Source organism: Afipia felis ATCC 53690 (assembly GCF_000314735.2).
GTDB classification, from domain to species: Bacteria; Pseudomonadota; Alphaproteobacteria; order Rhizobiales; family Xanthobacteraceae; genus Afipia; species Afipia felis.
The window spans coordinates 1,350,205-1,376,760 of the sequence record NZ_KB375270.1 but is presented as its reverse complement, the minus strand read 5'-3'; the positions used below and the strand labels follow the sequence as shown (position 1 = coordinate 1,376,760).

20 protein-coding genes are annotated in these 26,556 nt (G+C 61.9%); 13 read left to right on the top strand and 7 right to left on the bottom strand.

The annotated features are described in order from the left end of the window. From HMPREF9697_RS06525 to HMPREF9697_RS06495, 7 genes are all read left to right on the top strand, one after another. Positions 1-1,209 carry an efflux RND transporter periplasmic adaptor subunit gene (locus tag HMPREF9697_RS06525; RefSeq protein WP_002716383.1) on the top strand — a complete coding sequence of 403 codons (1,209 nt, stop codon included), beginning with the start codon at positions 1-3 and terminating at the stop codon, positions 1,207-1,209. Positions 1,210-1,228: 19 nt separating this feature from the next. Beyond that, positions 1,229-4,312 (top strand): multidrug efflux RND transporter permease subunit, encoded by a 3,084-nt coding sequence (locus HMPREF9697_RS06520; RefSeq protein WP_002716382.1) that lies wholly within the window; start codon positions 1,229-1,231, stop codon positions 4,310-4,312. A 60-nt stretch (positions 4,313-4,372) separates the two neighbouring features. Continuing rightward, positions 4,373-6,157: a glycosyltransferase gene (locus HMPREF9697_RS06515; protein WP_002716381.1), complete on the top strand. Its 1,785-nt coding sequence runs from the start codon at positions 4,373-4,375 to the stop codon at positions 6,155-6,157. A gap of 152 nt (positions 6,158-6,309) precedes the next feature. Continuing rightward, positions 6,310-7,683 (top strand): tetratricopeptide repeat protein, encoded by a 1,374-nt coding sequence (locus HMPREF9697_RS06510; RefSeq protein WP_002716380.1) that lies wholly within the window; start codon positions 6,310-6,312, stop codon positions 7,681-7,683. A 10-nt stretch (positions 7,684-7,693) separates the two neighbouring features. Beyond that, a complete protein-coding gene (locus HMPREF9697_RS06505) occupies positions 7,694-8,602 on the top strand; it encodes a FecR family protein (RefSeq protein ID WP_002716379.1) in 909 nt (302 codons plus the stop codon). A 96-nt stretch (positions 8,603-8,698) separates the two neighbouring features. Further along, positions 8,699-10,219 (top strand): glycerol-3-phosphate dehydrogenase, encoded by a 1,521-nt coding sequence (gene glpD, locus HMPREF9697_RS06500; protein ID WP_002716378.1) that lies wholly within the window; start codon positions 8,699-8,701, stop codon positions 10,217-10,219. A gap of 70 nt (positions 10,220-10,289) precedes the next feature. Then, the gene (locus HMPREF9697_RS06495) at positions 10,290-11,147 is read left to right on the top strand and encodes an aldo/keto reductase (protein ID WP_002716377.1); all 858 of its coding nucleotides are present in this window, start codon (positions 10,290-10,292) and stop codon (positions 11,145-11,147) included. 8 nt (positions 11,148-11,155) lie between these two features. Here the strand turns inward: HMPREF9697_RS06495 and HMPREF9697_RS06490 are convergent, their stop codons facing one another. Genes HMPREF9697_RS06490 through fdhD form a run of 3 tightly spaced genes read right to left on the bottom strand, consistent with a single transcriptional unit; the run spans position 11,156 to position 13,004 of the window. After that, positions 11,156-11,377, bottom strand: a complete 222-nt coding sequence (locus HMPREF9697_RS06490; RefSeq protein ID WP_002716376.1) for a SlyX family protein — start codon at positions 11,375-11,377, stop codon at positions 11,156-11,158. After that, entirely contained in the window at positions 11,370-12,128 is a 759-nt protein-coding gene (gene trhO / locus HMPREF9697_RS06485) for an oxygen-dependent tRNA uridine(34) hydroxylase TrhO (RefSeq protein WP_002716375.1), read from the bottom strand. Before trhO ends, HMPREF9697_RS06490 begins: the two co-directional genes overlap by 8 nt. 57 nt (positions 12,129-12,185) lie before the next feature. Further along, complete coding sequence (fdhD, locus tag HMPREF9697_RS06480) at positions 12,186-13,004, bottom strand: formate dehydrogenase accessory sulfurtransferase FdhD (protein WP_002716374.1); 819 nt, start codon at positions 13,002-13,004, stop codon at positions 12,186-12,188. A gap of 188 nt (positions 13,005-13,192) precedes the next feature. Between fdhD and HMPREF9697_RS06475 the strand changes: the two genes are divergently transcribed. From HMPREF9697_RS06475 to HMPREF9697_RS06450, 6 genes are all read left to right on the top strand, one after another. Next, complete coding sequence (locus tag HMPREF9697_RS06475) at positions 13,193-14,782, top strand: B12-binding domain-containing radical SAM protein (protein WP_002716373.1); 1,590 nt, start codon at positions 13,193-13,195, stop codon at positions 14,780-14,782. Between the two features lie 188 nt (positions 14,783-14,970). Next, positions 14,971-15,849: a squalene synthase HpnC gene (gene hpnC, locus HMPREF9697_RS06470; RefSeq protein WP_002716372.1), complete on the top strand. Its 879-nt coding sequence runs from the start codon at positions 14,971-14,973 to the stop codon at positions 15,847-15,849. Positions 15,850-15,856: 7 nt separating this feature from the next. Further along, positions 15,857-16,684, top strand: coding sequence for a presqualene diphosphate synthase HpnD (gene hpnD / locus HMPREF9697_RS06465; RefSeq protein WP_002716371.1), 828 nt, complete (start codon positions 15,857-15,859; stop codon positions 16,682-16,684). After that, positions 16,684-17,949, top strand: coding sequence for a hydroxysqualene dehydroxylase HpnE (gene hpnE, locus HMPREF9697_RS06460; RefSeq protein WP_002716370.1), 1,266 nt, complete (start codon positions 16,684-16,686; stop codon positions 17,947-17,949). Before hpnD ends, hpnE begins: the two co-directional genes overlap by 1 nt. 10 nt (positions 17,950-17,959) lie before the next feature. Further along, positions 17,960-19,921, top strand: a complete 1,962-nt coding sequence (shc, locus tag HMPREF9697_RS06455; RefSeq protein WP_002716369.1) for a squalene--hopene cyclase — start codon at positions 17,960-17,962, stop codon at positions 19,919-19,921. 5 nt (positions 19,922-19,926) lie between these two features. Then, positions 19,927-20,649 carry a phosphorylase gene (locus HMPREF9697_RS06450; RefSeq protein ID WP_002716368.1) on the top strand — a complete coding sequence of 241 codons (723 nt, stop codon included), beginning with the start codon at positions 19,927-19,929 and terminating at the stop codon, positions 20,647-20,649. Between the two features lie 97 nt (positions 20,650-20,746). On the opposite strand, the gene HMPREF9697_RS06445 is transcribed toward HMPREF9697_RS06450, so the two are convergent. The 4 genes from HMPREF9697_RS06445 to dxs form a co-directional block, all read right to left on the bottom strand. Next, positions 20,747-22,192, bottom strand: a complete 1,446-nt coding sequence (locus HMPREF9697_RS06445; protein WP_002716367.1) for an outer membrane protein — start codon at positions 22,190-22,192, stop codon at positions 20,747-20,749. A gap of 227 nt (positions 22,193-22,419) precedes the next feature. Beyond that, a complete protein-coding gene (gene hpnH / locus HMPREF9697_RS06435; RefSeq protein ID WP_002716366.1) occupies positions 22,420-23,610 on the bottom strand; it encodes an adenosyl-hopene transferase HpnH in 1,191 nt (396 codons plus the stop codon). Positions 23,611-23,628: 18 nt separating this feature from the next. Next, a complete protein-coding gene (gene ispH, locus HMPREF9697_RS06430; protein ID WP_002716365.1) occupies positions 23,629-24,606 on the bottom strand; it encodes a 4-hydroxy-3-methylbut-2-enyl diphosphate reductase in 978 nt (325 codons plus the stop codon). Then, positions 24,599-26,515 (bottom strand): 1-deoxy-D-xylulose-5-phosphate synthase, encoded by a 1,917-nt coding sequence (gene dxs / locus HMPREF9697_RS06425; RefSeq protein WP_002716364.1) that lies wholly within the window; start codon positions 26,513-26,515, stop codon positions 24,599-24,601. The genes ispH and dxs overlap by 8 nt, the downstream gene beginning before the upstream one ends. Positions 26,516-26,556 lie beyond the last annotated feature (41 nt).

Below are 26,556 nucleotides of genomic sequence, written 5' to 3'. Positions count from 1 at the left end.
ATGACCGTTCCTGCCGAAGACGACCCGCATTTGCAGCGGCCTGTCGGTGAAACCGAATCCTCCGCGCATGCGCACAAGCCAGTGCGCCTGCGTAAATGGATGATCATCGTGGGCGGCGGGCTCGCCGTGCTACTGGTGCTCTTTGTGGGGTTCAATGCTTTCCGCGAGCACATGATCGCGCAGTTTTTTGCCAATATGAAGCCGCCGCCGGTCGCTGTGGCCGTGGTGGACGCCAAGAGTGAAGTGCTGCCGAACCTGATAACCACGATCGGTGATCTCGCCGCCGTCCATCAGGTGGACGTCTCCGCCGATGTCAGCGGCCGCGTGACGCAGATTTTGTTCACGGCAGGCTCGACAGTGAAGAAGGGCGACCCGCTGGTGCAGTTGTTCGATGCGCCGGATCAGGCCGACCTCGTCAGCTACAAGGCGCAGACGCTGAATGCGCAGCTCGCACTCGACCGCGCCAAGGCGCTGCTCGCGAGGTCTTTCGGCCCGCAGGCAACTGTCGATCAGGCGCAGGCCGCTTTCGACCAGGCAAGCGCAGGCGTCGCCAAGACCGAAGCGGTGATTTCGCAGAAGCTTGTCCGCGCTCCGTTTGACGGGCAGCTCGGCGTGCGGCGCGTGGAAGTCGGTCAGTTCCTGAGCGCTGGCACGCTGATCGTGACGCTGACGGATTTGTCGAAGGTCTATGCCAACATCACCGTGACGGAAAAGGATCGCGCCATCATCGCGGTTGGGCAGGAGGTCCAGATTCTGGTCGATGCCTATCCGGGGCGTGTCTTTGAAGGCAAGATCACGACCATCGAGCCACAGATCAGCTCCGATACGCGCAATGTGCGTGTGCAGGCGACCCTCGATAATCCTGAGCATCTCCTGAAGCCGGGCATGTTCGCGACTGTCTCGATTGTGCTGCCGGCGGAGCCCGCGCAGGTCACGCTGCCCGAAACAGCGGTCGACTACACGCTCTATGGCGACTCCGTTTTCCTGGTGAAGGAGAACAAGGAGAAGGACGGCAAGACATCGCTGACCGCAGAGCGTGTGCCGGTGACGACCGGTACCCGTATCCACGGGCGTGTCGCGATCAAGAAGGGCGTCAATCCCGGCGATCGTGTTGTCGCGGTAGGCCAACTCAAGCTTCAGTCCGGCGCGGCTATTGAGGTCTCGACCGATCAGCCGCCGCCAATTCCGGCACAGCCGCCACGTTACTGATTAGCCGGAGCCAGCTTTCATGGTCTTTACCGACATCTTCATCAAGCGGCCGATTCTGTCGCTGGTCGTGAGCCTGCTCATCCTGCTGATCGGGTTCAAGGCCGCGACCAGCCTGCCGATCCGCCAATATCCGAAATTGTCGAACACGGTGGTCACCGTGACGACGAGCTATCCCGGTGCATCGCCTGAACTGATGCAGGGGTTCATCACGACTCCGATCGAGCAGGCTGTCGCATCGGCCGAAGGCGTTGACTACATCACCTCGACCTCGGTGCAGGGCACCAGCACCATTCAGGTGTACGTGCGCCTCAACTTCGATCCCAACCAGGCACTGACCGAAGTCCTCGCGAAGGTGAACTCGGTCAAGTATCTCATTCCGAAGGAATCGAACGACCCGGTCATTACCAAATCCACCGGCCAGACCACGGCCGTGATGTATATCGGCTTCGCCAGTGACGAACTGGGCGGTTCGGCGATCTCTGACTATCTGACGCGCGTGATCCAGCCGATCCTGTCCACGGTCGAGGGCGTGGCTTCTGCCGACATTCTCGGTGGCCAGACCTTTGCAATGCGTCTGTGGCTCGATCCCGCGCGAATGGCGGGACGCGGCGTCACCGCGGCGGATGTTGCAGCGGCGATCCAGGCCAACAACTATCAAGCGGCCGCCGGCCAGACCAAAGGCTTCTTTATCGTTTCCAACGTCACCACCAATTCCGACCTCAGCGACGTGCAGGCGTTCAAGCGGATGGTCGTGAAGTCGAAGAACGGCGGTCTGGTGCGCATGGAGGACATCGCGACCGTCGAGCTTGCGGCGCAAAGCAACGATTCCAGCGTGGCCATGAACGGCCAGCACGCGATCTTCATCGGTGTTCAGGCAACGCCGCAAGGCAACCCACTCACCATCGTGAAGGGCGTCCGCGCGCTGTTCCCGGAAATCGAGCGCAATCTGCCGCCGACGCTGAAAATGAAGGTCGCCTACGATTCGACGAAGTTCATTCAGTCGTCGATCGACGAGGTTGAAAAAACGCTCGGTGAAGCCGTCGTCATCGTGATCGTGGTGATCTTCCTGTTCCTGGCGTCGCTGCGCTCGGTCATCATTCCGGTCGTCACCATTCCGTTGTCGCTGATCGGCGTCTGTTCGCTGATGTTGCTCGCGGGATTCAGTATCAACCTGCTGACGCTGCTGGCGATGGTGCTCGCGATCGGCCTTGTGGTCGACGACGCCATCGTGGTGGTGGAGAACATCCATCGGCATCTGGAGGAGGGGAAATCGCCTGTTCAGGCGTCCCTGATCGGAGCGCGCGAAATCGTCGGCCCCGTCATCTCCATGACGATCACGCTCGCTGCGGTCTATGCGCCGATCGGATTTCTCGGCGGCGTCACCGGCGCGCTGTTCCGCGAATTCGCCTTTACGCTGGCGGGTTCCGTGATCGTGTCCGGCATCATTGCTCTGACGCTATCGCCGATGATGTGTTCGATTCTGCTCACGCATGTCGAGCAGGGATGGTTTGCCCGGAAAGTCGACGCAATTTTCCGCTCGGTGACGGACTGGTACGGAAACCATCTCGACCGTTCGCTCGACTATCGGCCCATCACGGCGCTGTTCGCGGCGGTGATCCTGTTCCTCGTCGGGTTTCTCTATACCCACTCCAAAGCGGAGCTCGCTCCCGAGGAGGATCAGGGCATTCTGTTCTCGCTGACCAAGGCGCCGAAATACGCCAACATCGACTATGTGAATTACTATGGCGACCAGCTCGGTAAGGTGTTCGGCTCCTTCCCGGAGACCGATCTCACCTTCGTGCTGAACGGTACGCCCGTCGCCAACCAGGGCATCGCGGGCATGATCCTGAAGCCGTGGGACGAGCGCAAGCGATCCTCGACTGCGATGAAGCAGGAAGTGCAGGGAGCGGTTAGCAAAATCACCGGCACGCAGGCTTTCGTGTTCAACCTTCCGGCGCTGCCGGGCGGACCAGGCGGCTTGCCCGTGCAGATGGTGATCAACTCCACCAGTGACTTCCGACAGGTCTATCAGGAGATGGAGAAGCTGAAGGCAGCCGCGCGTAAGAGCGGTCTGTTCATCGTCTCGGACAGCGACCTTGCCTTCGACCAGCCGGTGGTTCGTGTGAACATCGACCGCAACAAGGCGAACGAGCTTGGCGTCACAATGCTGAACATCGGCAACACGCTGGCGGTCGCACTGGGCGGCAACTACATCAACCGCTTCAACCTGCAGGGCCGTTCCTATCAAGTCATCCCGCAGGTGCCGCGCGCGCTTCGCCTGTCACCGGAGGCGCTCAATGGTTATTATGTGGCCGCTGCGAACGGAGACCAGATTCCGCTGTCGACCCTGGTCGACATCTCGACCGGCACCGATCCGAATGCGTTGACGCACTTCAACCAGCTCAACTCGGCGACCTTCCAGGCCGTGCCGATGCCGGGCGTGACGGTCGGGACCGCGGTGGACTTCCTGGAAAAGCAGGCGCAGCAACTGCCATCCGGTTTCGGCCACGACTATCTGTCGGATGCGCGTCAGTACAAGCAGGAAGGCAACCAGCTTGCGGTGGCGTTTGCCTTCGCGCTCATCATCATCTTCCTGGTGCTGGCCGCGCAGTTTGAAAGTATCCGTGACCCGCTGGTGATCCTGATTTCGGTGCCGATGGCGATCAGCGGCGCGCTGGTGCCGTTGTTCTTCGGTGTCGCTACGATCAACATCTACACGCAGGTCGGCCTGCTGACGCTAATCGGTCTCATCAGCAAGCACGGCATTCTGATGGTGGAGTTCGCGAATGAACTCCAGTTGAAGGAAGGTCTCAATAAGCGTGCGGCGATCGAGAAGGCAGCCCGCGTCCGTCTTCGCCCGATCCTGATGACGACGGCGGCGATGGTCACCGGCCTCATTCCGCTCCTGACCGCGAGTGGCGCTGGCGCGGCGAGCCGTTTCTCCATCGGTCTCGTCGTCGTCGCGGGCATGACCATCGGTACGATGTTCACGCTGTTCGTGCTGCCTGCGGTCTATGTTGCGATCGCGACCGACCACTCGGCGCATGCCATCTCGAAACGCACCAAGGATATCGAGGCTTTCGAGGCGAGCGTTGCGTCCTGATTGAACTAACGCCGGCTTCCGCCGCTTGCGGCGGCGGGGGCCGGCGGTCACAATGGGTGGATGGATTCCGTATCTCCGCCTTCCCATCGCGATGAAGTCCGCTTTTTCTGGGTCGGGCCTCCGCTCAGTTTTTATGAAGTCCTGTCGCTGAAGAGCTTTCTCAGCGCCGGCGCGCGCGTGATTTTATACGCGTATGACAAAAGCCTCGTTGTGCCGGACGGCGTTGAACTGCATGACGCCGCCGACGTCCTGCCGCTCGACATTCTTCATCGCTACAATGCTGGTAATCCTGATGCGTGGGCGCGGCATTCGGACCTGTTTCGTTATGTGATGCTGGAGCGTTTCGGCGGTTGGTATGCCGATCTCGACATCGTTTGCCTCGCCGATAGGCTCCCGCAAGTAGAGATGTATTTCGGTCGCTCCAGCGGTATGCGTGCTTTTGCAGGATTGCTGAAATTTCCGAAGGGCTTTCCGGCGCTGCGCGAAATTATCCCTGAAGCAGAGCGAATTTTGTCGGAAGCAGGCGACGTGCAGGCGAACAAGACGCGAGCCGTGATCGGGACGCCGCTGCTGAGTCGGGCGTTGAAACAGCATGGCTTCAATGATTGTGCAGCGCCGACGCAGGATGCCTACGCCATTCCATACAATGAGGCGCTGGCGTTTTTCGATCCGAGTCAATGTGAAGCGCTGGAGGTGCGGCTGGCGGATTCGACGTTCACGCATCTGTGGAATGGCGCGTGGAACAGGCTGCGCATTCCGCGCAATTACGGGCCGCCGCGCGGCAGCTTCCTCGATCTGCTGTTCGCGCGTTTCGGCATCGAGGTGCCGGAGCAGGGCAGATTGGATTATACATCCATCGCATCCTGGGCGATGGAGGATTGTATTCTGGAAGAATACAAAGATCGCGTTGGTGAGGCGACTCTGTCCGGCGAGGCGTTGGACACCTTCATTGCGGCCTTGAGGCGCGACGGCTTCGAGCCGCGCGCCCGGCTCTATCGTCCGTCCCAGCCAGAGCCGCAGTGCGCCCCGGCCGAGACGCAAAGCGCGAATCCGCAGACTGTCCGCAGCTTCTGGCACGGTGCGACGATGCCGCTCTATCAGCAGGCATGCCTTGCGAGCTTCGCGCGTCGCGGCCATCGCGTCGAAGTCTTCACCTATCAGCGCGACGCGCATTTCGCGGGCGGGATTTATGTGCGCGATGCGCGCGAGGTCGTGCCGGAAGCGCGCGTACTGCGTCCGCTGGCGGACGGTCGTGTCGGTATTCACGCCAACCTGTTTCGTTACGCGCTGCTTGAAAAACTCGGCGGCTGGTGGATCGATCCCGATGTGATGCTGCTGCAGCCGGACCTGCCGGAAGGCGACATCTATTGCGGGGCGCCCGATATATTTCGCCGCACGCCGGTCGCGGTGCTGAAATTCCCGGCAGCACATCCGCTGATGGCGGAGGCGCGCAAGCGGGCCGATGCGCTGGAGGACGACCCCGCCGCATGGGAGCGCGGGGGGGCGGGGCTGTTAAGCGAACTGCTGTCGGATTGCGATGTTCTGTCGCAGGCGGGTGGGAGCCTCGGCCCGATCTCCTGGCTGAACGTGCCGGACCTGTTCAACCCCGATAAACGCGACGAACTACACGGCGCCGCGGCCGATGCGGGCTTTCTACACCTGCAGGACGAGGTCTGGCGGCGTGCCGGAATTCCCTCCGGGCTTGCGCCGCCGGAAGGTTGTTACTTGGCGGAATTGCTCGAACGTCATGGAATCGCGACGGATTTTCCCGCCCGGATGACGTTCGATCAGGTCAACCGGTGGGTCCGGCATATGTATCGTGCCGCAGGGCTTGAGCGAACTTAGGCCTGGAATCCAAGGCGGTTGCGCGAATCCGTCCCTGAGGCTTTTCAGTGACTCCACCGCAAAACTGCAAGGGATTTGCGAGGCGGCCGTTTGCTTCCGAATATTTTTTATGGTCTTTGAACCCATCGTTGGGCTGAGGGGACCAATCGATTATGCGTTGCTGGGCTGATTTCAGATCTTTCCGGTCTTGGGCCTTGGCTAAGGCCGCGCCGCGAACGGGTGGGCTGCTGGCCGTGGCCGTCGTCGCGGGCTTGAGCGGTACCGCGCCCGCTGCTGCGCAGGACGTCTCCGAACAAAATCGCCTTTATCAGCAGATGGTTCGCAATCCGACGAACCACGATCTCACGTTCGAGTTTGCCCGCGTCGCCACCGCCAATACGGACTACGAGGCAGCCATCGGCGCGCTGGAGCGGTTGCTGTTCTACAATCCGAAGCTGACGCGCGTGAAGTACGAACTCGGGGCGCTGTATTTCCGGCTCGGCTCCTATGAAATGGCGAAGCGCTATTTCAAGGAAGCGCTGGCGAGCCCCGATCTTGATCCGGTAACGCGCGCGCGCATCGAGGCCTATCTGCCGGATGCTAACAAGCAATTGCAGCCGAGCCGCTTCTCCGGCTTCTTCCAGACCGGCGTGCGCTATCAATCGAATGCGAACTACGCACCCGCGACCGGCTCGCTCCTGTCGGGCGGTACGTTGTTTGCGCTGCCGCTGTCGTCGCAGAAGAGAAGCGACGTCAACTGGTTCGGCCTCGCAGGTCTTAGCCACGACTACGATCTCAATCCGCGCGGTGACGTGCTGGAAACGCGCTTCGCCGGTTACCTGACCGCGCAGAGCAAATTCAGCGATCTCAATGTCGGCCTGTTCGATATTTCCGTCGGCCCGCGTATCGCGCTTGCGCCCGAATTGCTACCCGGCGCGACGATCAAGCCGTATCTGGTCGGCGGCAACACTTGGATCGGCGGTTCGTCCTATATGTCGACCGGTGGTGCGGGCGTTGCGCTGAACTTCCCGACCGGCACCCGCTTTGCGTGGGGGCCGAGCTTCGAGTGGCGGCATGCCGATTTCACCAACAGTCCGCTGCAGACGTTCGCGGGCTATGGGACCGGCAACTGGTACACCGGCGCGGTCGGCGGCTCGTGGCAGATCATGCAAACCTTGCGGCTGGAAGGGCGGGGCCTTTATCGCCGGGGTGACTCCGAACTGGTCTATCAGTCATTCGACCAATGGGGACTGGAAGCCGCGCTGACGTGGGAGTTTGCGCCGCCTTTCGTCAGCATTCCGCGCAACTGGAGTATCTCGCCGTACTTCAAATACATCAACACGCGGTTTGATGCGGCCAACCCGAACATCGACCCGGACACTGTGCGGCGTGACAATCAGTGGAGCACCGGCGCGATCCTGAACACGCCGATCACCAAGTCGATCGGATTCACGACCACGCTGCAGTACGATCATAACGGTTCGACGCTGCCGAACTACAAGCTGAACAATTTCTCGGTCATTGCCGGGCCGACATTCCGGTTCTGAGGATATTGCGATGGACGCGCGCGTACGTTCCTGCCTGACACCTCTTCTGACGGTGCTTCTGTCCACCGCCTCGACGCTGATTGGCGTAGCGCTGCTTGAAGCGCAGAACGTCGGTCGCGTCGGCGCGGTCAATCAGGACGCCACCGGCACGCCGCCGGGCAATGCCGCGCGGATGCTTGCGATCGGCACCAATGTCGTTCACAAGGAGCGTATCCAGACCACGGCCTCTGGTTCGACGCAGATCCTGTTCCCCGACACTTCGACACTCAATGTCGGTCGCAACAGCAGTATCGTGATCGATGAGTACGTCTACGATCCGAACGCTGGCACTGGCAAAATGGTGGCTTCCGTCGGGAAGGGCGTGCTGCGCTTCGTCGGCGGCCAGATCAGCCACACCGCGGGCGTCACCATCAACACGCCGGTCGCGACGCTGGGCATTCGCGGCGGTGTCGCCACCATCGTCTATCCGATCACCGCGAACTACGCGGCGGCCGATCCCAATGTTGCCAACTGCAAGGGCGAATTGATCGTCGGCCACGTTGGCTCCTCGACCATCAGGAATTCCACGGGTTCGACGACCGTGCGGCCCGGTTTCGCAACCTGCGTGACTGGCCCGAACGATCCGATTCCGGAGCCGTTCCGGGTGTCGGACGGGCTGCTAGCGCAGATCATGACCAATCTGACCAGTAGGCCGGGACAGAAGGGTGGGGCGATCGATCTGCCGACCGACCAGATGGCCAGCCGTCAGGGACTGGGGGCGAGCACCTTGCCCGATCCGACCCATCCGCCGGGGACCGATCCGCTCGGCTATGTCTCGATTTTCGACGGCGGCAACGATATCGCCAAGAACAAGGCACAGACCAATCAGACGCAACAGGCTCCGCCTCCGGATCCGGGCTGTGGCTCTTACTGCTGCTGACATCAGCGGCATGTAATTTCAATTTACAAACTCGGCCGCTATGATCGGTTGGCGAGACGACGCCTGATTGTCGGTTACTCGCCAACAGGGATTGTCTTGGACCAAATCTACGACATCGCGATCGTCGGCGGCGGCGTCAACGGCTGTGGCATCGCGCGCGATGCGGCGGGACGGGGTTATTCTGTCTATCTGTGTGAGATGAACGACCTCGCGAGCGGCACCTCGTCATGGTCGAGCAAGCTCATCCACGGCGGCCTGCGCTATCTCGAGTTCTACGAATTCCGTCTGGTGCGTGAGGCGCTGATCGAGCGCGAGGTGCTGTGGGGCATCGCGCCTCACATCATCGCGCCGATGCGGTTCGTGCTGCCACATCACGATGGATTGCGGCCCGCGTGGCTGCTGCGGCTCGGGCTTTTTATCTACGATCATCTCGGCGGGCGACGTCGCCTGCCTGCCGCGCGAACACTGAATCTGCGCCGCGACGTTGCGGGTGAACCGCTCAAGCCGGTTTTCAGAACGGGATTCGAATATTCCGATTGCACGGTGGACGATTCTCGTCTCGTCGTCCTCAACGCGCTTGATGCGGTCGAGCGTGGCGCGACGGTGTGCCCGCGGACGCAGGCCGTTGAGGCGAAGCAGGGAGAGGATGGCGTCTGGGAGCTTGTGACGGAGGACGCTGCCACCAGGGTGCGCAGCACGATCAAGGCGCGGATTCTGGTGAATGCGGGCGGCCCGTGGGTGCAGGAAATTCTGACGCAGCGCGCGGGCGTTGAAGCAAAAGCACATCTCCGTCTCGTGCAGGGCTCGCACATCGTGGTGCCGCGGCTTTATGCGCACGACCGCGCCTATACGTTCCAGCATGGCGACGGTCGGGTGATCTTCGTCATTCCATATCAGGACGATTTTACGCTGATAGGCACGACGGACCGCGATTACGAGGGCGATCCGTCCAAGGTTCGCGCGACGCAGGAGGAAATCGATTATCTGTGTGCGTCGGCGAGTGAATATCTTGCGGCATCCGTGAAGCCGTCCGACGTGGTCTGGAGCTATTCGGGCGTGCGGCCGCTTTATGACGACCATGCGAGCGAGGCGCGCACTGCGACGCGCGACTATGTGTTCGAACTCGACGTGCCGGATGGATTGCCCGTTCTCTCGGTATTTGGCGGCAAGATCACGACCTATCGCAAGCTTGCCGAACATGCTCTGGAGAAACTTGCACCATATCTGCGCAGCGGTGGCGCGCCGTGGACCGGCGCTGCGGTGCTGCCTGGCGGGGACTTCGCGGCAGGTGATATGGATGCGCTGGTGGAGCAGTTGTTGCGCGACTATCCGTTCCTGCCGAAGCATCACGCATTGCGGCTGGTCCGCGCTTACGGCACTCATGCGCGGCGGTTGCTTGGACGGGCAGCGTCATTGGCTGAACTGGACCGCGATTTCGGTCAGACGCTGACGGAACGCGAGGTGCGCTATCTGATGGCACATGAATTCGCGCAGACGGCGGAGGATGTGGTGTGGCGGCGCTCGAAGCTTGGCCTGCGGCTTACAAAGCAACAAGTTGCCGAGCTCGATGAGTGGATGGGAGCGCAACGCAAGCCCGTCGCGCCCGACCCGTATTGAGATGCGTAGACATCTTTTGCGACGATGCGAGATGCGCTAAGCGGTACGGATAATGACCCGGGAGCCGATCATGACGAATACCCTGAAGATGCACAAGAAAGCGTGGGGCACTACCGGGACGCAGGTTTCCGTCATTGGGCAGGGTACTTGGTACATCGATCGCGGTAATCATGCGGCTGCGGTGGCGACCTTGCAGCAGGGGCTCGATCTCGGCATGACGCATATCGACACCGCCGAGATGTATGACGACGCCGAGCTCGTGGTGGCGGATGCTATCAAGGGCCGTCGCGACGAGGTGTTTCTGGTCTCGAAGGTGCTGCCGAGCAATGCCTCGCGCGCAGGGACGATCAAGGCCGCCGAACGCTCGCTGGCGCGGATGCGCACTGACCGGATGGATTGCTATCTGCTGCACTGGCGTGGCGGTTACGATCTGGAAGATACCGTCAGCGCCTTCGAGCAACTCAAGAAGGACGGCAAGATTCGCTCATGGGGCGTCAGCAATTTCGATGCGGACGATCTGCAGGAAATTTACGACATCGCTGGGAAGGGCAACATCGCCTGCAATCAGGTGCTCTATCATCTGAAGGAGCGCGCGATCGAACATTCGGTGATCCCGTGGTGCGCGGCGCATGGCGTCACGGTGACGGCTTATTCGCCGTTCGGGCACAATGATTTTCCGTCCGCGCGCTCGGAAGGCGGCGAGGTGTTGGAGCAGATCGCCGACGCACATGGTGCGACGCCGCGTCAGGTCGCGCTGGCGTTTCTCGCTCGCGGGCCTGCGGTGGTGACGATCCCGAAGGCGTCGTCGGTCGCGCATGCGGCAGACAATGCAGCTGCCGGCGGCTTGACGCTCACGGCTGCGGAGATCGCGCAGATCGACAAGGCCTTCCCGCGCGGGCGGGAGCCGAGCCATTTGCCGATGATCTGAAGCAAGATTTAGTAGTGTGGCGGCGGCGGTTCGCTGCCCGGCGATGCCGGAATGCTTTGCTCGGCGGCTGCAACGCGATCAGTCAGCCGCGTCATCTCACGCGTGAGGACGTCGATCTGCTTCCACTGCGAAGTGATGACCTGGTTGAGCGCCTCGATGGCCGCATCTTGATGCGCGATCTGGATTTCCAGCGCTTCGATACGGCCCGCCAGCTCGGCTGCGTTACTCATCGTCTTCACCCTCCGATCGCACCGCGCGTTCGGCCAGGCCGTGGCCGAGCGCGACGCGCTGGTCGAACACGAAGCAATCGCCCTTCCAGCGGCTTTCGCCTTCGGGGATGGTTTCGAGATATCTCAGGATGCCGCCCTTGAGGTGGAAGACGTTCTTGAAGCCGCGCGATAGCAGATAGGAACTGGCTTTCTCGCAGCGGATGCCGCCGGTGCAGAACATCGCGATCTCGGTGTCACGCGCGGGATCGAGCGTACGATCAGCGAAATCCTTGAACTCGCTGAAGCTCTTGATCTGCGGATCGACCGCGCCCTCGAAGGTGCCCATCTCGACCTCGAAATCGTTGCGGGTGTCGACCAGCACCATGCCCGGGCGCGCGATCAGTTCGTTCCAGTCGGTCGCGTCGATATAGGTGCCGACCTGCCTTGTGGGGTCGGTGGCGTTGTCCTTGATGGTGACGATTTCCTTCTTCAGCCGAACCTTCATCCGGTTGAACGGCATCTCTGATGCGGTCGAGAATTTCAGCTCGAGATTGCTGGCCCGTCCGCCGAACAGCGCGCCGTGCTGGATCTGCTTCATCAGGGCGTCGATGTTGACGGCGTTGCCTGCGACGGTACCGTTGATGCCCTCGGCGGCGAGCAGGATGATGCCCTTGATGTCGAGCGCCACGCACATGTTGCGTAGCGGCTCGCGCAGGCTCTCGAAATCCGGCAGCGGGGTGAACTGATAGAACGCGGCGACTTTGTAGGACATCGCGGTCTTATAATGGCAAGCCGGGCAGGGGAAAAGGCGCGACTGGCGATGAAACTGTCAGGCGACGCCGACAGCCTCGTTCGCCGCGACCCGATTCGGATGCGTGAAAATCTCGAAGCCATCGGACCTCGCGATGGCGCACAGTGTGATTCCGGCCCGCTCCGCCATGCGGATCGCAAGCGCGGTCGGTGCGGACACCGAGACGATCAGCGACGCGCCGATGGAGGCGGTTTTCTGCACCATTTCGACCGAGACGCGGCTCGTCAGCAGCACAGCGCCACGATTCGCATCGATCTTTCTGCGCGCGAGCGCGCCGCCGAGCTTGTCGAGTGCGTTGTGGCGACCGACATCCTCGCGGCACTCCAGAATGCCGTGCTCCGGTTCCCAGAAAGCTGCGGCGTGGACGGCGCGGGTCAGCGTGTTGAGCTTCTGCAGCGGATAAAGCGCCTGCATGGCGGCCATGATCTGCGCGGGCGTCACGGTGATGCCTTTGCCGACGATGGCGACAGGCTTCATCGCCTCGGCGATGGAATCGATGCCGCACAATCCGCAGCCAGTCGGGCCCGCAATGTGGCGGCGGCGTTCGCCGAGCCGAGTTGCACTGTCCGGCTTCAGCCACATCCGCAGTTCGATGCCTTCGTCCTGGGGGACGATCTCGAGAGATTCGATTCCGTCGGCGCTCTCGATGATCCCTTCCGTCAGGCTGAAGCCGATCGCGAAATCCTCCAGATCCTGCGGCGTGCCCATCATCACCGCATGGGTGCCCGCGTTGTAGGACATCGCGAGCGCGGTTTCCTCCGGAACGATGCGTGCACCTTCGGTGAGGCCGCTTTCGCGCCAGATCTGACGATGGGCTGAAACTGTCGGCTCGGTCATGCGTTGTATCCTGTCCCGGCAAGGCTGCCGGTGCCTACCATATAGGAAATCATGCAGGTCAGGGTAAGCGGCTTAAGCCGTCTCGCAAGGGCAAAATGGACGCTGTGGCGGGCGGACATGCGCTGCCCCATTGTCACCGAAAAGCTATGGCGGGTTCGTAAGGTGAATCGGGAAGGCGGACTTTACGCATGAAAAAGCAGACCGGGCTCGCGCCGCGCCGCATTCTTTGCGTTTTTCCGAAATACTCGCCGTCATTCGGCACGTTTGAATATGCCTATCCGCTGACGGACGGCGTGAAGGCTTTTATGCCGCCGCAGGGCCTGCTGCTGATCGCGGCCGCGCTGCCGGATGGCTGGAGCGTACGCTTTATCGACGAGAACATCCGCGCCGCCACAGTGGATGATTTCGAGTGGGCGGAAGTGGTGTTCGTGTCCGGCATGCATATCCAGCGCAAGCAGATCAACGACATCTGCCGTCGCGCACATCGCTACGGTCGCGTCACTGCGCTTGGCGGGCCTTCGGTGAGCGCATGTCCCGATTACTATCCGGAGTTCGATTATCTGCACATCGGCGAACTGGGCGATGCGACGGACGATCTGTTCAAGCGCCTTGCGGGCGATGTGTCGCGGCCGCAGAAGCAGATGGTGCTGACGACGCATGAGCGTCTTGCAATGGTGGAGTTTCCGCTGCCCGCCTACGAGCTCATTCCGTTGCGGAAATACTTTCTCGGCAGCATCCAGTTTTCCAGCGGCTGCCCGTATCAATGCGAATTCTGCGACATTCCGGGGCTGTACGGCCGCAACCCGCGCCTGAAATCGCCGCAGCAGGTGACGGCCGAGCTCGACAAAATGGTGGCGAACGGGCTCTCCGGCGCGGTCTATTTTGTCGACGACAATTTCATCGGCAATCGCCGCGCTGTGCTGGAGTTGCTGCCGCATCTCGTCGAATGGCAGGAGCGCAATGGCTATGCAGTACAGTTCGCCTGCGAGGCGACGCTGAACATCGCCAAGCGGCCGGAAATCCTGCAACTGATGCACGACGCGTTCTTCCTCACGGTGTTCTGCGGCATCGAGACGCCGGATCCGAACGCGTTAAAGGCGATGTCGAAAGAGCACAACATGATGGTGCCGATTCTGGAGGGTGTGAAGACGCTCAACAGCTACGGACTTGAAGTGGTGTCCGGCATCATCCTCGGCCTCGACACCGATACGGATGAATCGGGCGAGGGGATTCTCGACTTCATCGACCAATCGCAAATTCCACTGCTCACCATCAATCTACTGCAGGCGCTGCCGAAGACGCCGCTATGGGACCGCCTCGCGCGCGCGGGCCGCCTCATCGAGAACACCGATCGCGATTCCAATGTCGATTTCCTGCTACCTTACGAACAGGTCGTGGAGACATGGCGTGACTGCATGGGCCGCGCCTACACGCCGGAGAAGATGTTCGCGCGCTTCCAGCATCAGATCGAGCACACCTATCCGAACCGCATCCATCCGCCGCCGACCAAGCAGCGCCTTACAACCGCGAACATCAAACGCGGCCTTACCATGATGGCGAAGATCATCTGGCACGCGGGCGTGCGCGGCGACTATCGCCGCGAATTCTGGAAGTTCGCCTGGCCGCGCCTGAAGGCGGGCGATGTCGAGCGCTTCATCAGTTGCAGCCTTGTCGCGCATCATCTGATTACGTTCGCGCGTGGTGCGTCGAGCGGCCGCCAGACCGCGTCCTATTATTCCGACAAGCCCGGCGAGCCGCTGCCGCAGGCGGCGGAATAGGCCGCATTTTCAGTCTTTTAGGCCCCCTCGCATTCCCCGGCAGGGTGGGGTAATATGGCTTGTCTTAGCGGCAATGCCGCTCTTTCTCTAATGAAAACAGTGCCTTAGGTCGCCGTGACGAATTCGTTCGCCCATTCTTTGTCCATTTCTGCACGCCGCCCGGCGATGCCGCGAAAGGGACGTCAGTCATGACCACTGCCGGCGAATTGCGCTCGGGCAAGGGACACAAGGACGAAAATTTCCCCGTTGCCTCAAAGCTAATCCATCCGCGCCATCGCGCGCTGATCTTTGCATTCTACAACTTCGTGCGTACGGCCGACGACATCGCTGATCACATCAGCCTGCCAGCGCAGGAGAAGCTCGATCAGCTCGATCGTCTTGAAGCCGAACTGCTCGGCAACGGCAATTCGCAAGCAGAGGCGGTGGCGCTGCGCCATGCGTTTGCGGAGCGCGGAATGTCGCCACGCCACGCGCAGGATCTGCTTACTGCGTTTCGCATGGACGTCACCAAGCTGCGCTACGACAATTGGGACGACCTCATTCATTATTGCAGCTTCTCGGCGATGCCGGTCGGTCGCTTCATGCTCGACGTGCACGGCGAGGACCGCGCGACCTGGCCTGCGAACGATGCGCTGTGCGCCGCGTTGCAGATCAACAACCACCTGCAGGATTGCCGCAAGGATTATCGCGATCTCAACCGCGTTTATGTGCCGCTCGATGCGCTCGCAGTCGCGGGTGCTGCGGTCGAAGATCTCGGCGCGGTTAAGGCATCGCCCGCGTTACACGCCTGCCTGAAGTCGCTCGCCGAGCGTAACGAGGCGCTTCTGATGCAGTGCGCATCGTTCTCCTCGCAGGTGAAGGATGTGCGGCTCGGCATGGAGATTTCCGTGATCGACACCTTTGCGCGAAAGATCGTCAATCTTCTGAAGACGCGCGATCCGCTCAGCGAGAACGTGCATCTGTCGAAGCTTTCGATGCTGATGCTTGCTTCGATTGCATCGGGGCTGGAAATCGGCCGCCGCGCGGCCGGCGTGAAATCAATACCGCGGCTGTCCACGGGCGCATGATCTGACCATGACCGACGTCGATACCTCACCGGCCCAGACGGCTTCCGGCAGTTCGTTCTACGCTGCGATGCGCATCATGCCGCCCGCACAGCGCGAGGCGATGTTCCACATCTACAGCTTCTGCCGCAAGGTGGACGACATCGCCGATTCCGACGGCCCGCGTACCGAGCGTCTCGAAGCCTTGGCGCAGTGGCGGCGTGATATCGATGCGCTCTATGCGGGTAATCCGCCGCCGCGTGTCGCGCCTTATCAGTCCGCCGTGAAGCAGTTCGGCCTGAGACGTGAAGACTTCATTGCCGTCATCGACGGCATGGAGATGGACGTGCCCGCCGAGATTCGTGCGCCGGACGAGGCGACGCTTGATCTCTACTGCGATCGCGTTGCGAGCGCGGTGGGTCGCCTGTCGGTGCGGGTGTTCGGCCTGCCGGAGGAGGACGGGATCGCGCTGTCGCATAATCTCGGCCGCGCGCTGCAACTCACCAACATCCTGCGCGACATCGATGAAGACGCCGGCATCGGCCGGCTCTATCTGCCGCGCGAACTGCTGGATGCCGGGGGCATCGCGTCGAGCGATCCGCAAATCGTCGCGGCCGATCCGAACGTGCCGAAGGTCTGCGCGCCGATCGTCGAACGGGTGAAGGTGTATTTCGCCAAAGCGGACGAGATCATGGCGCGCTACCCGCGCAGTACCGTGCGCGCGCCGCGCATCATGTCGAAATATTATCAGGAAATCCTCAAACGGCTTCTTGCGCGCGGCTTCGCGCCGCCGCGGCAGCCCGTGAAACTGAGTAAAGCTGCGAAAATGTCGATCCTCTTGCGCTACGCGGTGTTCTGATGACGAAGACCGCTCATATCATCGGTGCCGGGCTTTCTGGCCTGAGCGCGGGCGTGCGTCTGGCCGGGCAGGGATTCGAGGTCCACGTTCACGAGGCGACGCAATACACAGGCGGCCGCTGCCGTTCGTATTACGACGGCGCCACCGACATGGTGATCGACAACGGCAATCATCTGATGCTGTCGGGCAATCATCATGTGCGTCTCTATGCCAAGACGCTGAACACCTATGACAAGCTCGTCGGCCCCGCGCGCGCGCAGTTTCCGTTCATGGATGTCGCGAGCGGCAAGCGCTGGCTGCTCGATCTCGGCGCGGGCCGGTTTCCGGGCTGGCTGTTCGATGCGAAGCGCCGCGTGCCGGATACGACGGTCCGCGATTATCTGGCGCTGCTGCCGCTCGTCTGGGCGAAGCCCGATGCGCTGGTCGAAGACACCATTCCCTGCGAAGGCGTGCTGTATCAGCGCCTCGTCGCGCCGCTGCTGATCGCCGCGCTCAATGTCGAACCGCCGCAAGGCTCCGCAGGTCTTGCAGGCGCGATTGTTCGCGAGACGCTGCTTGCGGGCGGCGCGGCCTGTCGCCCGTTGATCGCGCGCGATGGCCTTTCACCTGTGCTGATCGATCCCGCGATCGAACTCATCAGGAGGAAGGGTGGGTCGCTGACGCTCGGGCACGAACTGCGCAAGATCGAGCGGTCGCCGCTCCGCGCCACGGGCCTCGATTTCGGCGATGAGACGATTCCGCTCGGTCCGGGCGATGTCGTCGTGCTGGCGGTGCCCGCGCGCGCAGCCTCGGGGTTGATGCCCGGCATCGAGACGCCGACGAAATTCCGCGCCATTCTCAACGCGCATTTCCGTTACGTGCCGCCGGCCGATGTTCCGGCGCTGACGGGTGTAGTTGGCGGCTTGATCGAATGGCTGTTCGCGTTCCCCGACAGGCTCTCGATCACCATCAGCGCCGCCGAGCGGCTCATCAATCTGCCGCGCGAGGACCTTGCGCGCGATATCTGGCGCGATATCTGCAAGGTGGCGGGTCTTTCGACCGATGTGGCCGAGGGTCCGCTGCCGCCGTGGCAGATCGTGCGCGAGCGGCGGGCGACGTTCGAGGCGACGCCGGAGCAGAACGCGCTACGGCCCGGCGCCGCGACCGAATTGAAAAACCTGTTTTTGGCCGGCGACTGGACCAACACCGGTTTGCCATCGACGATCGAAGGCTCGATCCGCTCGGGCGATCATGCCGCCGACCTGATCCTGCAAATGCAAGAGTGACGAAACGACCATGACTGATATCGCCGCTGTGGTTGCGCCCGACAGGCAGCACCTCGACAACAGCATCGCGTCTGCGAGCCGCGCGCTGCTCGACGTCCAGCAGTCCGATCGCCATTGGGTGTTCGAACTCGAAGCCGACGTTACCATTCCGTCCGAATATATTTTGATGCGGCATTACTTCGCCGAACCAATTGATGCGGTGCTGGAAGGGAAGATCGCAAAATACCTGCGCCGCATGCAGAACGACAATGGCGGCTGGTCGCTGTTCTACGGCCATGAGTTCGATATGAGCGCGAGCGTGAAGGCGTATTATGCGCTGAAGATGGCTGGCGACTCGGTGGATGCGCCGCACATGAAGAAGGCGCGCGAGGTGATGCTGGCGCGGGGCGGGGCGGTGAAGGCCAACGTCTTCACCCGCATCATGCTGGCGCTGTTCGGCCAGATCGAATGGAAAGCCGTGCCGATGATGCCGGTGGAAATCATGCTGCTGCCGCGCTGGTTTCCGTTCCACCTCACCAAGGTTTCGTACTGGGCGCGCACTGTCATCGTGCCGCTGCTAGTGCTGATGACGCTGAAGCCGCGCGCGAAGAATCCGCGCGGGATCGGCGTTCGGGAATTGTTCATCGAAGACCCGAAGACGATCGGCCCGACGCCGAAGGCGCCGCACCAGAGTCAGTTGTGGTTCACGAGCTTCGATATCATTGACCGCGTGCTGCGTATCGCCGATCCGTTCTTCCCCAAGGGCATGCGCAAGCGTGCCATCAAGAAGGCGGAGGAATTCGTCACCGAGCGCCTCAACGGCGTCGACGGTCTCGGTGCGATCTTTCCGGCGATGGTCAACAGCGTCATGATGTACGATGTGCTCGGTTATCCTCCGAGCGATCCGAACCGCGCACTTGCGCGTGAATCGGTCGAGCGGCTGCTCGTCATCAAGGACGACGAGGCCTATTGTCAGCCCTGCGTCTCGCCGGTGTGGGACACCGCGCTCGCGGCGCATGCGATGATCGAGAGCGGTGCCGACACCGATCTGGAAGCGGCGAAGGCCGCGCTCGACTGGCTGCTGCCGCGTCAGGTGCTCGACGTGAGGGGCGACTGGGCCGACAAGCGGCCGGACGTTCGCCCCGGTGGCTGGGCGTTCCAGTACAACAATGCGCATTATCCAGACCTCGACGACACGGCCGTGGTCGTGATGGCGATGGACCGCGTGCGCCGGATGGACGGCACCACGAAATACGACGAGGCGATCGCCCGGGCGAAGGAATGGATCCTCGGCCTTCAGAGCGTCGACGGCGGCTGGGCCGCGTTCGACGCCGACAACCTCGAATATTACCTGAACAACATCCCGTTCGCCGACCACGGCGCGCTGCTCGATCCGCCGACCGACGACGTTACCGCCCGCTGTATCTCGATGCTGGCGCAGCTCGGGGACACGCTCGAGACCAGCGAGCCGATGCGCCGTGGCGTCGAGTATTTGCGGAAGACCCAGTTCGCCGACGGCTCCTGGTTCGGCCGCTGGGGCATCAACTACGTCTACGGCACCTGGTCGGCGCTGTGTGCCCTGAATGTCGCAGGTGTCCCGCACGACGACCCGATGATCGCCAGGGCGGCCGACTGGCTTGAGGCCATCCAGAACCCGGACGGCGGCTGGGGCGAGGACGGGAACAGCTACAAGCTGGGCTACAAGGGCTACGAGCGGTCGGGCACCACAGCGTCACAGACGGCCTGGGCGACGTTGGCCCTGATGGCGGCGGGACGGGTGGATAGTTCTGCTACCCAGAAGGGCGTCATAAATCTTGTGCAATCTCAGCGTGCGGACGGATTCTGGCAGGAACCCGATTACACCGGAGGCGGGTTCCCACGTGTGTTCTATTTGCGATACCACGGATATTCTAAGTTCTTCCCCTTGTGGGCGATGGCCAGATATAGGAATTTGCGAACCAGCAACAGCCGGTTTGTAGGGGCTGGAATGTGACTGACATGGCAGGCGAAGACGCCGCACAACAGCAGACCGAAAAACCGGTTCTTATCGTCACCGGATTGAAGCAGGAGGCCCGAATTGCCGCGGGTCCCGGCCTGACGGTGATCTGCAGCTCCAGCAATCCGGTGCAACTCCGCGAAATGATGATGTCGTTTGATCCCGCGAGTATCAGCGGAATCGTCAGCTTTGGTGTGGCCGGCGGGTTGAGCCCGAAGTTGCGTTCGGGTGACATCGTCATCGCCTCCGAGATTGTTGCGGCCAAGGGCCGCTGGGTCGCCGCCGAGGGTTTGAGCCAGGCTCTGTACGGTCTGCCGGAAGGCGAGCATCGCATCATGCGCGGCGTCCTTGTCGGCGTGGAGGAGGTCGTGCTCGGCCGCAAAGCCAAGGCTGCGCTGCGCTCGGCCACCGGTGCCGATGCCGTCGACATGGAAAGCCACATCGCTGCTCGCTACGCCGAACAGTATGGCCTGCCGTTCGCGGCCCTGCGCGTCATCAGTGATCCCGCACACCGCGCGCTGCCCGAGATCGCAGCCGCTGCGCTGAAGGCCAATGGCGATGTCGATGTCTGGAAGGTGATGCGCGGCATTGCGCGGCGGCCTTCGCAAATCCGCGCGCTGGTGCACTCGGGGCGCGACTTCAACCGCGCGCTGCGCGGTCTGCGCAGCTATCGCAGCCGTCTCGATGGCGCTTCCGGCTTTCGCTTGGCTGAGGCGGCAGAGTAGGCGCTCGCTGCGGCTCGCCTGGGCCGGTCCACAAAACTCGATGCAACAAAAAGCCCCGGAGCGATCCGGGGCTTTTGTTTTCAGATTGTGTTCTGCCTCAGTATTTCGCCGAGATCGGCGCGCCGCTCCAGTTGAAGCGATAGACCAGCGAGGTCGCGACAGTCTGGATGTAGGGCTTAAAGGAATACGGCAGCGGCGCTCCGCCACCGTTCTCAATGACCGAGACCGACTTCCGTCCGTATTCGGCCAAACGATATTCCGTCTTCATGAACCAGCCCGGCGAAGAGATGCCGAAGATATTCAGCGAGTTCTCGACGCCGCCGCCCAGGAACCAGCCGTCATATTTGGTTTTCGGCAGGGTGAAGGATGTCAGATCCGGCGAGAAATCTGCCTTTGTGAACTCGGCATGGCTGTAGCCGCCATTGACGTAAGACAGCACGTTGGGCGCAACGAGATAACCGGCGCGGACGCCGATAGCGTAGCTGAGGTCGTTCTTGGGCCACGCGGCCCGGCCTGTACCGACGAGATCGGCACTGGTCTTGATGTCGCCGAACTGTGCGTCCGCAAACACGCCGCCGACCCATGAGGGCGCAAACTGCCAATCATAGCCGCCCCCGACCGTGCCGAACCAGCCGCGGCCACCCATGCGAGCATCCAGCGGGCCGAAGATGCTGGAGACGCTTTGGTCGTTGGTCAGGAGGCCATACCCGCCGCCACCGGACAGATAGAATCCGGTCCAGCTAGGGGCAGCCGCCGGAGCTTTCGTATAAAGCGGCGCACTGGCAATGCGCGCTGGTATGCCGTTCGAGTTGAAACGGTAGACCAGCGAGGTCGAAATGGTCTGCACGTAGGGTTTGAATGAGCCAAGTGGTCCGGTAAGCGGGCCCTCGGTGAGGATGAAGTTCTTCCGCCCGTATTCGGCGAGTCGATACTCCGTCTTCATGAACAGGCCAGGAGTGGAGATGCCAAACAGGTCGAGTGAATTCTCGACGCCGCCACCCACGAACCACCCGTCGAGATTGAGTTTGGCCGTGGAGAAGGCGAACGGTGGTACAATCTGAGAACTCAGGGTCGAGCCTGAGAACTCGGCATGACTGTAGCCCGCGTTGACATAGGACAGCGCGTTGGGCGCGATCAGATAGCCGAGACGGGCACCTGCGGCATAGTTGGCGGTATTCTTCGGCGCGGCAGTGGCACTGTACGGGAAGGACATGTCGTATGTCCCTTTCATGCTGCCGAATTGCGCATCGGCAAAAATGCCCCCGACCCAGTTTGAACTGAACTGCCAGTCGTAGCCGCCGCCGACGGTGCCGAACCAGCCGCGGCCGCCCGTGCGTAACGGGTCCATCGGCAGGAGGTTGGGGTCGACTTGCTGGTCCGCAGACCACATGCCGTAGCCTGCACCGCCGAACACATAGAAGCCGGTCCAGTTGGCTTGCGCCGTGAGGGGCGCCTTGGTGTAGGTCTTCGGCGAGAGATCTGCGGCGTTCGCCGCCACGGTCAGCGCAATCAGCGCTGTCGAACCCAGCAATAGCTTTTTCATGAAATGCCCCAGCCCCTCATCCGGAGCGGGACTCCGGATGTAATGGTGGTCAATCTAAAATACCGGGCGTGGGGAGGATGTAGCCGAGACGCCACAGTGCTCGTTTTGCGTGGAGCTTTCCTCCGTCAACTGGGGCTGTGGCGAAGCGCAATATTCAGCTTGCTTAAACTACAAAACAAAAAGCCCCGGATTATCCGGGGCTTTTGGGTCTTGCTTGACGTCAAGCTTTAAGCGGCGGTCGAAGCGTCCGCGGCCGGAGCGGCCTTGGCGGCGGCGAGCTTGGCAGCCTTGGCTTCTGCTTCCTTCGCTTCATCCGCGCGGATTTCGGACAGGCGCTTCTGCACTTCCGAAGAGAACACATACTGCGCCGGGCGCTGCTTCGACATGTCGATCTCTGGCGCCATCGGACCTTCGGTCTTGATGCCGCGGATCGCGACCCACGCCGCCTTGAGCGGGTTGGTGATCGCCGCATTGGCCGCGGTCGGCTCGTAGCCGCAATGCGCCATGCAGTTCGCGCACTTCTCGTACTTGCCGGTGCCGTACTGATCCCAGTCGGTGGTTTCCATCAGCTCCTTGAAGGTCTTGGTGTAACCTTCGCCGAGCAGGTAGCAGGGCTTCTGCCAGCCGAAGATATTGCGTGCGGGCATGCCCCACGGTTCGCACTCGAAGCTCTGGTTGCCGGCGAGGAAGTCGAGGAAAAGCGAGGAGTGCATGAAGTTCCACTTCTTGCCCTTGCCGCGGGCGAACACGCTGCGGAACAGCTCCTTGGTCTTCTTGCGGTTCAGGAAGTGCTCCTGGTCCGGCGCGCGCTCATAGGCGTAACCCGGCGAGATCGAGACGCCGACGCCGAGCTCGGTGGTGAAGTCCAGGAATTTCGCGATTTCCTCGGCCGGATAGTTGTCGAAGATCGTCGCGTTGACGTTGACGGTGAAACCGCGCGCCTTTGCTGCCTTGATCGCGGACACGGCGCGGTCGAACACGCCCTGCTGGCACACCGACTGGTCGTGATGCTCCTTCAGGCCGTCCAGGTGGACGGAGAAGAACAGGTAGGGCGAGGGCTCGAACAGATCGAGCTTCTTCTCAAGCAGCAGCGCGTTGGTGCAGAGCGAGACGAACTTCTTGCGCGCGACGAGGCCGCGCACGATCTCGCCGATCTCCTTGTGGATCAGCGGTTCGCCACCCGGAATGGCGACCATCGGTGCGCCGCATTCCTCTGCCGCGTCCCAGCACTCCTGCGCGCTCATGCGGCGGTTGAGGATCGCATCGGGATAATCGATCTTGCCGCAGCCGGCGCAGGCGAGGTTGCAGCGGAAGAGCGGCTCCAGCATCAGCACGAGCGGATAGCGTTTCCGGCCGAGAAGCTTCTGCTTCATCAGGTAGGAACCGATCTTGATTTCCTTGAAAAATGGTATGGCCATGAAGAAGCGTCTTTCCGATTAGAGCTGTGCTCCGGCTCTGACCGATGTCAGCTCCGGCGGCAGCTTGAACTCGATGTTTTCCTCGCGCCCAGGCACCACATCCACGGTCACGGGAGCGATGCGGCGTAGGGCGTTGATCACGTCATCGACAAGAACTTCCGGAGCGGATGCCCCGGCGGTGATTCCGACCGTTTTGACACCGCGGAGCCACTCCGGATTGAGTTGGCTGCCGTCGGCGATCAGATAGCTCGGGACACCGACTTCGGTGCCGATTTCACGCAAACGGTTGGAGTTGGAACTGTTGGTCGCGCCGACAACAAGGATCAGATCAACAAGCTTGCTGAGGTCGCGGACCGAGGATTGACGATTCTGCGTAGCATAGCAGATATCGCGGGTGTCAGGCCCCTCAAGATCGGGAAACCGCTCTGCGAGAGCGGCAATGATGTCCCTGGTGTCGTCGACGCTGAGTGTGGTCTGGGTGATGTAGGCGACCGGCGCGTCGCTCGGGATGTCGAGCTGCGCCACGTCCTCCACGCTCTGCACCAGCGTCACCGGACCGGGCACCTGGCCCATGGTGCCGACGACTTCCGGGTGGCCCTCATGGCCGATCAGCACGAGACGGCGGCCCTTGCCGACATAGCGCTTGCCCTGATTGTGAACCTTGGAGACGAGCGGGCAGGTGGCGTCTAGCACTGGTAGATTGCGGGAGGCCGCTTCCGCTTCCACGCTCTTGGCGACGCCGTGAGCGCTGAACACGGTGATGGCGTTGTCCGGCACCTCGTGGACGTCTTCCACGAACACCGCGCCCTTCGCCTTGAGGCTCTCGACCACGTACTTGTTGTGCACGATCTCGTGACGGACGTAGACCGGCGGGCCGTACTTCTCGAGCGCGCGCTCGACGATCTCGATCGCACGCACCACCCCCGCGCAGAAGCCGCGCGGCTGGGCCAGCAGAACCTGGATCGTGTCGGTTTGGATAGGAGTCTTGTTAAGCAAGCTGCACCGCGTTGATTTCGTTTTCACGGCCGAGCGCTTCGAACACGCGCTTGACGATGCCCTTCGCATCGAGACCGGCCTTTGCGTACATCGCAGCGGGGCTGTCCTGATCGATAAAGACGTCCGGCAGCACCATCGAGCGGACCTTCAGGCCCTTGTCGAGCGCGCCCGCCTCGGCGAGCGTGTGCAGAACCTGCGCGCCGAAGCCGCCGATTGCACCTTCCTCGATGGTGATGAGAACGTCGTGGTCGCGCGCGAGTTGCAACACCAGATCGGTATCGATCGGTTTTGCGAAGCGCGCGTCGGCGACCGTGGTGGTCAGCCCGTGCGATTTCAGAATGTCGGCGGCTTTCAGGGATTCATTGAGGCGAGTGCCGAGCGACAGGATCGCCACCGACGAGCCCTCGCGCACGATGCGGCCCTTGCCGATTTCGAGCGGCACGCCTTCGGCGGGAAGATCGACGCCGACACCGTCGCCACGCGGGAAGCGGAAGGCGGAGGGACGATCGTTGATGGCGGCCGCAGTCGCGACCATGTGAACGAGTTCGGCTTCATCCGACGCGGCCATGATGACCATATCGGGCAGGCAGCCGAGATAAGCGAGGTCGAACGAGCCCGCATGGGTCGGGCCATCCGCGCCGACGAGACCGGCGCGGTCGATCACAAAGCGGACCGGCAGCTTCTGGATGGCGACATCGTGCACGACCTGATCGTAGGCGCGCTGCAGGAAGGTCGAGTAGATCGCGACGAAGGGCTTCATGCCTTCGGTGGCAAGACCCGCTGCGAACGTCACCGCGTGCTGCTCGGCGATGCCGACATCGAAGGTGCGCTCGGGATAGACTTTCTGGAAGATGTCGACGCCGGTGCCTGACGGCATCGCGGCGGTGATGCCGATAATCTTCTCGTCCTTCTCGGCAAGCTTGACCAGCGCATTGCCGAACACGCTCGTGTAGGAGGGCGCGTTCGCCTTGGCCTTGTCCTGCTTGCCGGTGGCTACATCGAATTTGACGACACCGTGATACTTGTCCTTGGCGGTCTCGGCGTGGCTGTAGCCCTTGCCCTTTTCGGTGACGACATGGATCAGCGTCGGGCCGACCTTGGAATCGCGGACGTTCTTCAGCACCGGGAGCAGGTGGTCGAGGTTGTGGCCGTCGATCGGGCCGACATAATAGAAGCCGAGCTCCTCGAATAGCGTGCCGCCGGAGAGCATGCCGCGGGCATATTCCTCGGCGCGCTGCGCGCCCTTTTCGACGAATTTTGGAAGCCGCTTGGCGACCTGTTTGCCGATCTCGCGCAGCGAGCGATAGGTGTTGCTCGAAGTCAGTCGCGACAGATACGACGACATCGCGCCGACCGGCGGGGCGATCGACATTTCGTTGTCGTTGAGGATGACGATCAGTCGCGAATCCATCGCGCCCGCATTGTTCATCGCCTCATAGGCCATGCCGGCGGACATCGCGCCGTCGCCGATCACGGCGATCACATTGTTGTTGCCGCCCGACAGGTCGCGCGCAACCGCCATGCCAAGACCGGCGGAAATCGAGGTCGAGGAGTGCGCGGTGCCGAAGCAGTCGTATTCGCTCTCGGCGCGCTTGGTGAAACCGGACAATCCGCCGCCTTGCCGGAGCGTGCGAATTCGGTCACGTCGGCTGGTCAGAATCTTGTGAGGGTAGGCCTGATGGCCGACGTCCCAGATGATGCGGTCATCGGGCGTATTAAAAACATGATGTAACGCAACAGTGAGTTCCACCACGCCGAGACCTGAGCCGAGATGGCCGCCCGTTACCGCAACAGTGTTGATGGTTTCCGCGCGCAGCTCCTGCGCAACTTGCAGCAGCTCGCTTTCTTTGAGCTTGCGCAAATCGGCGGGACAGTTGATCTGATCGAGCAGCGGAGTGGATGAAGTCATTGGGGGAGATCCGAACTGTACAAGAACAAGACGTGAACGGC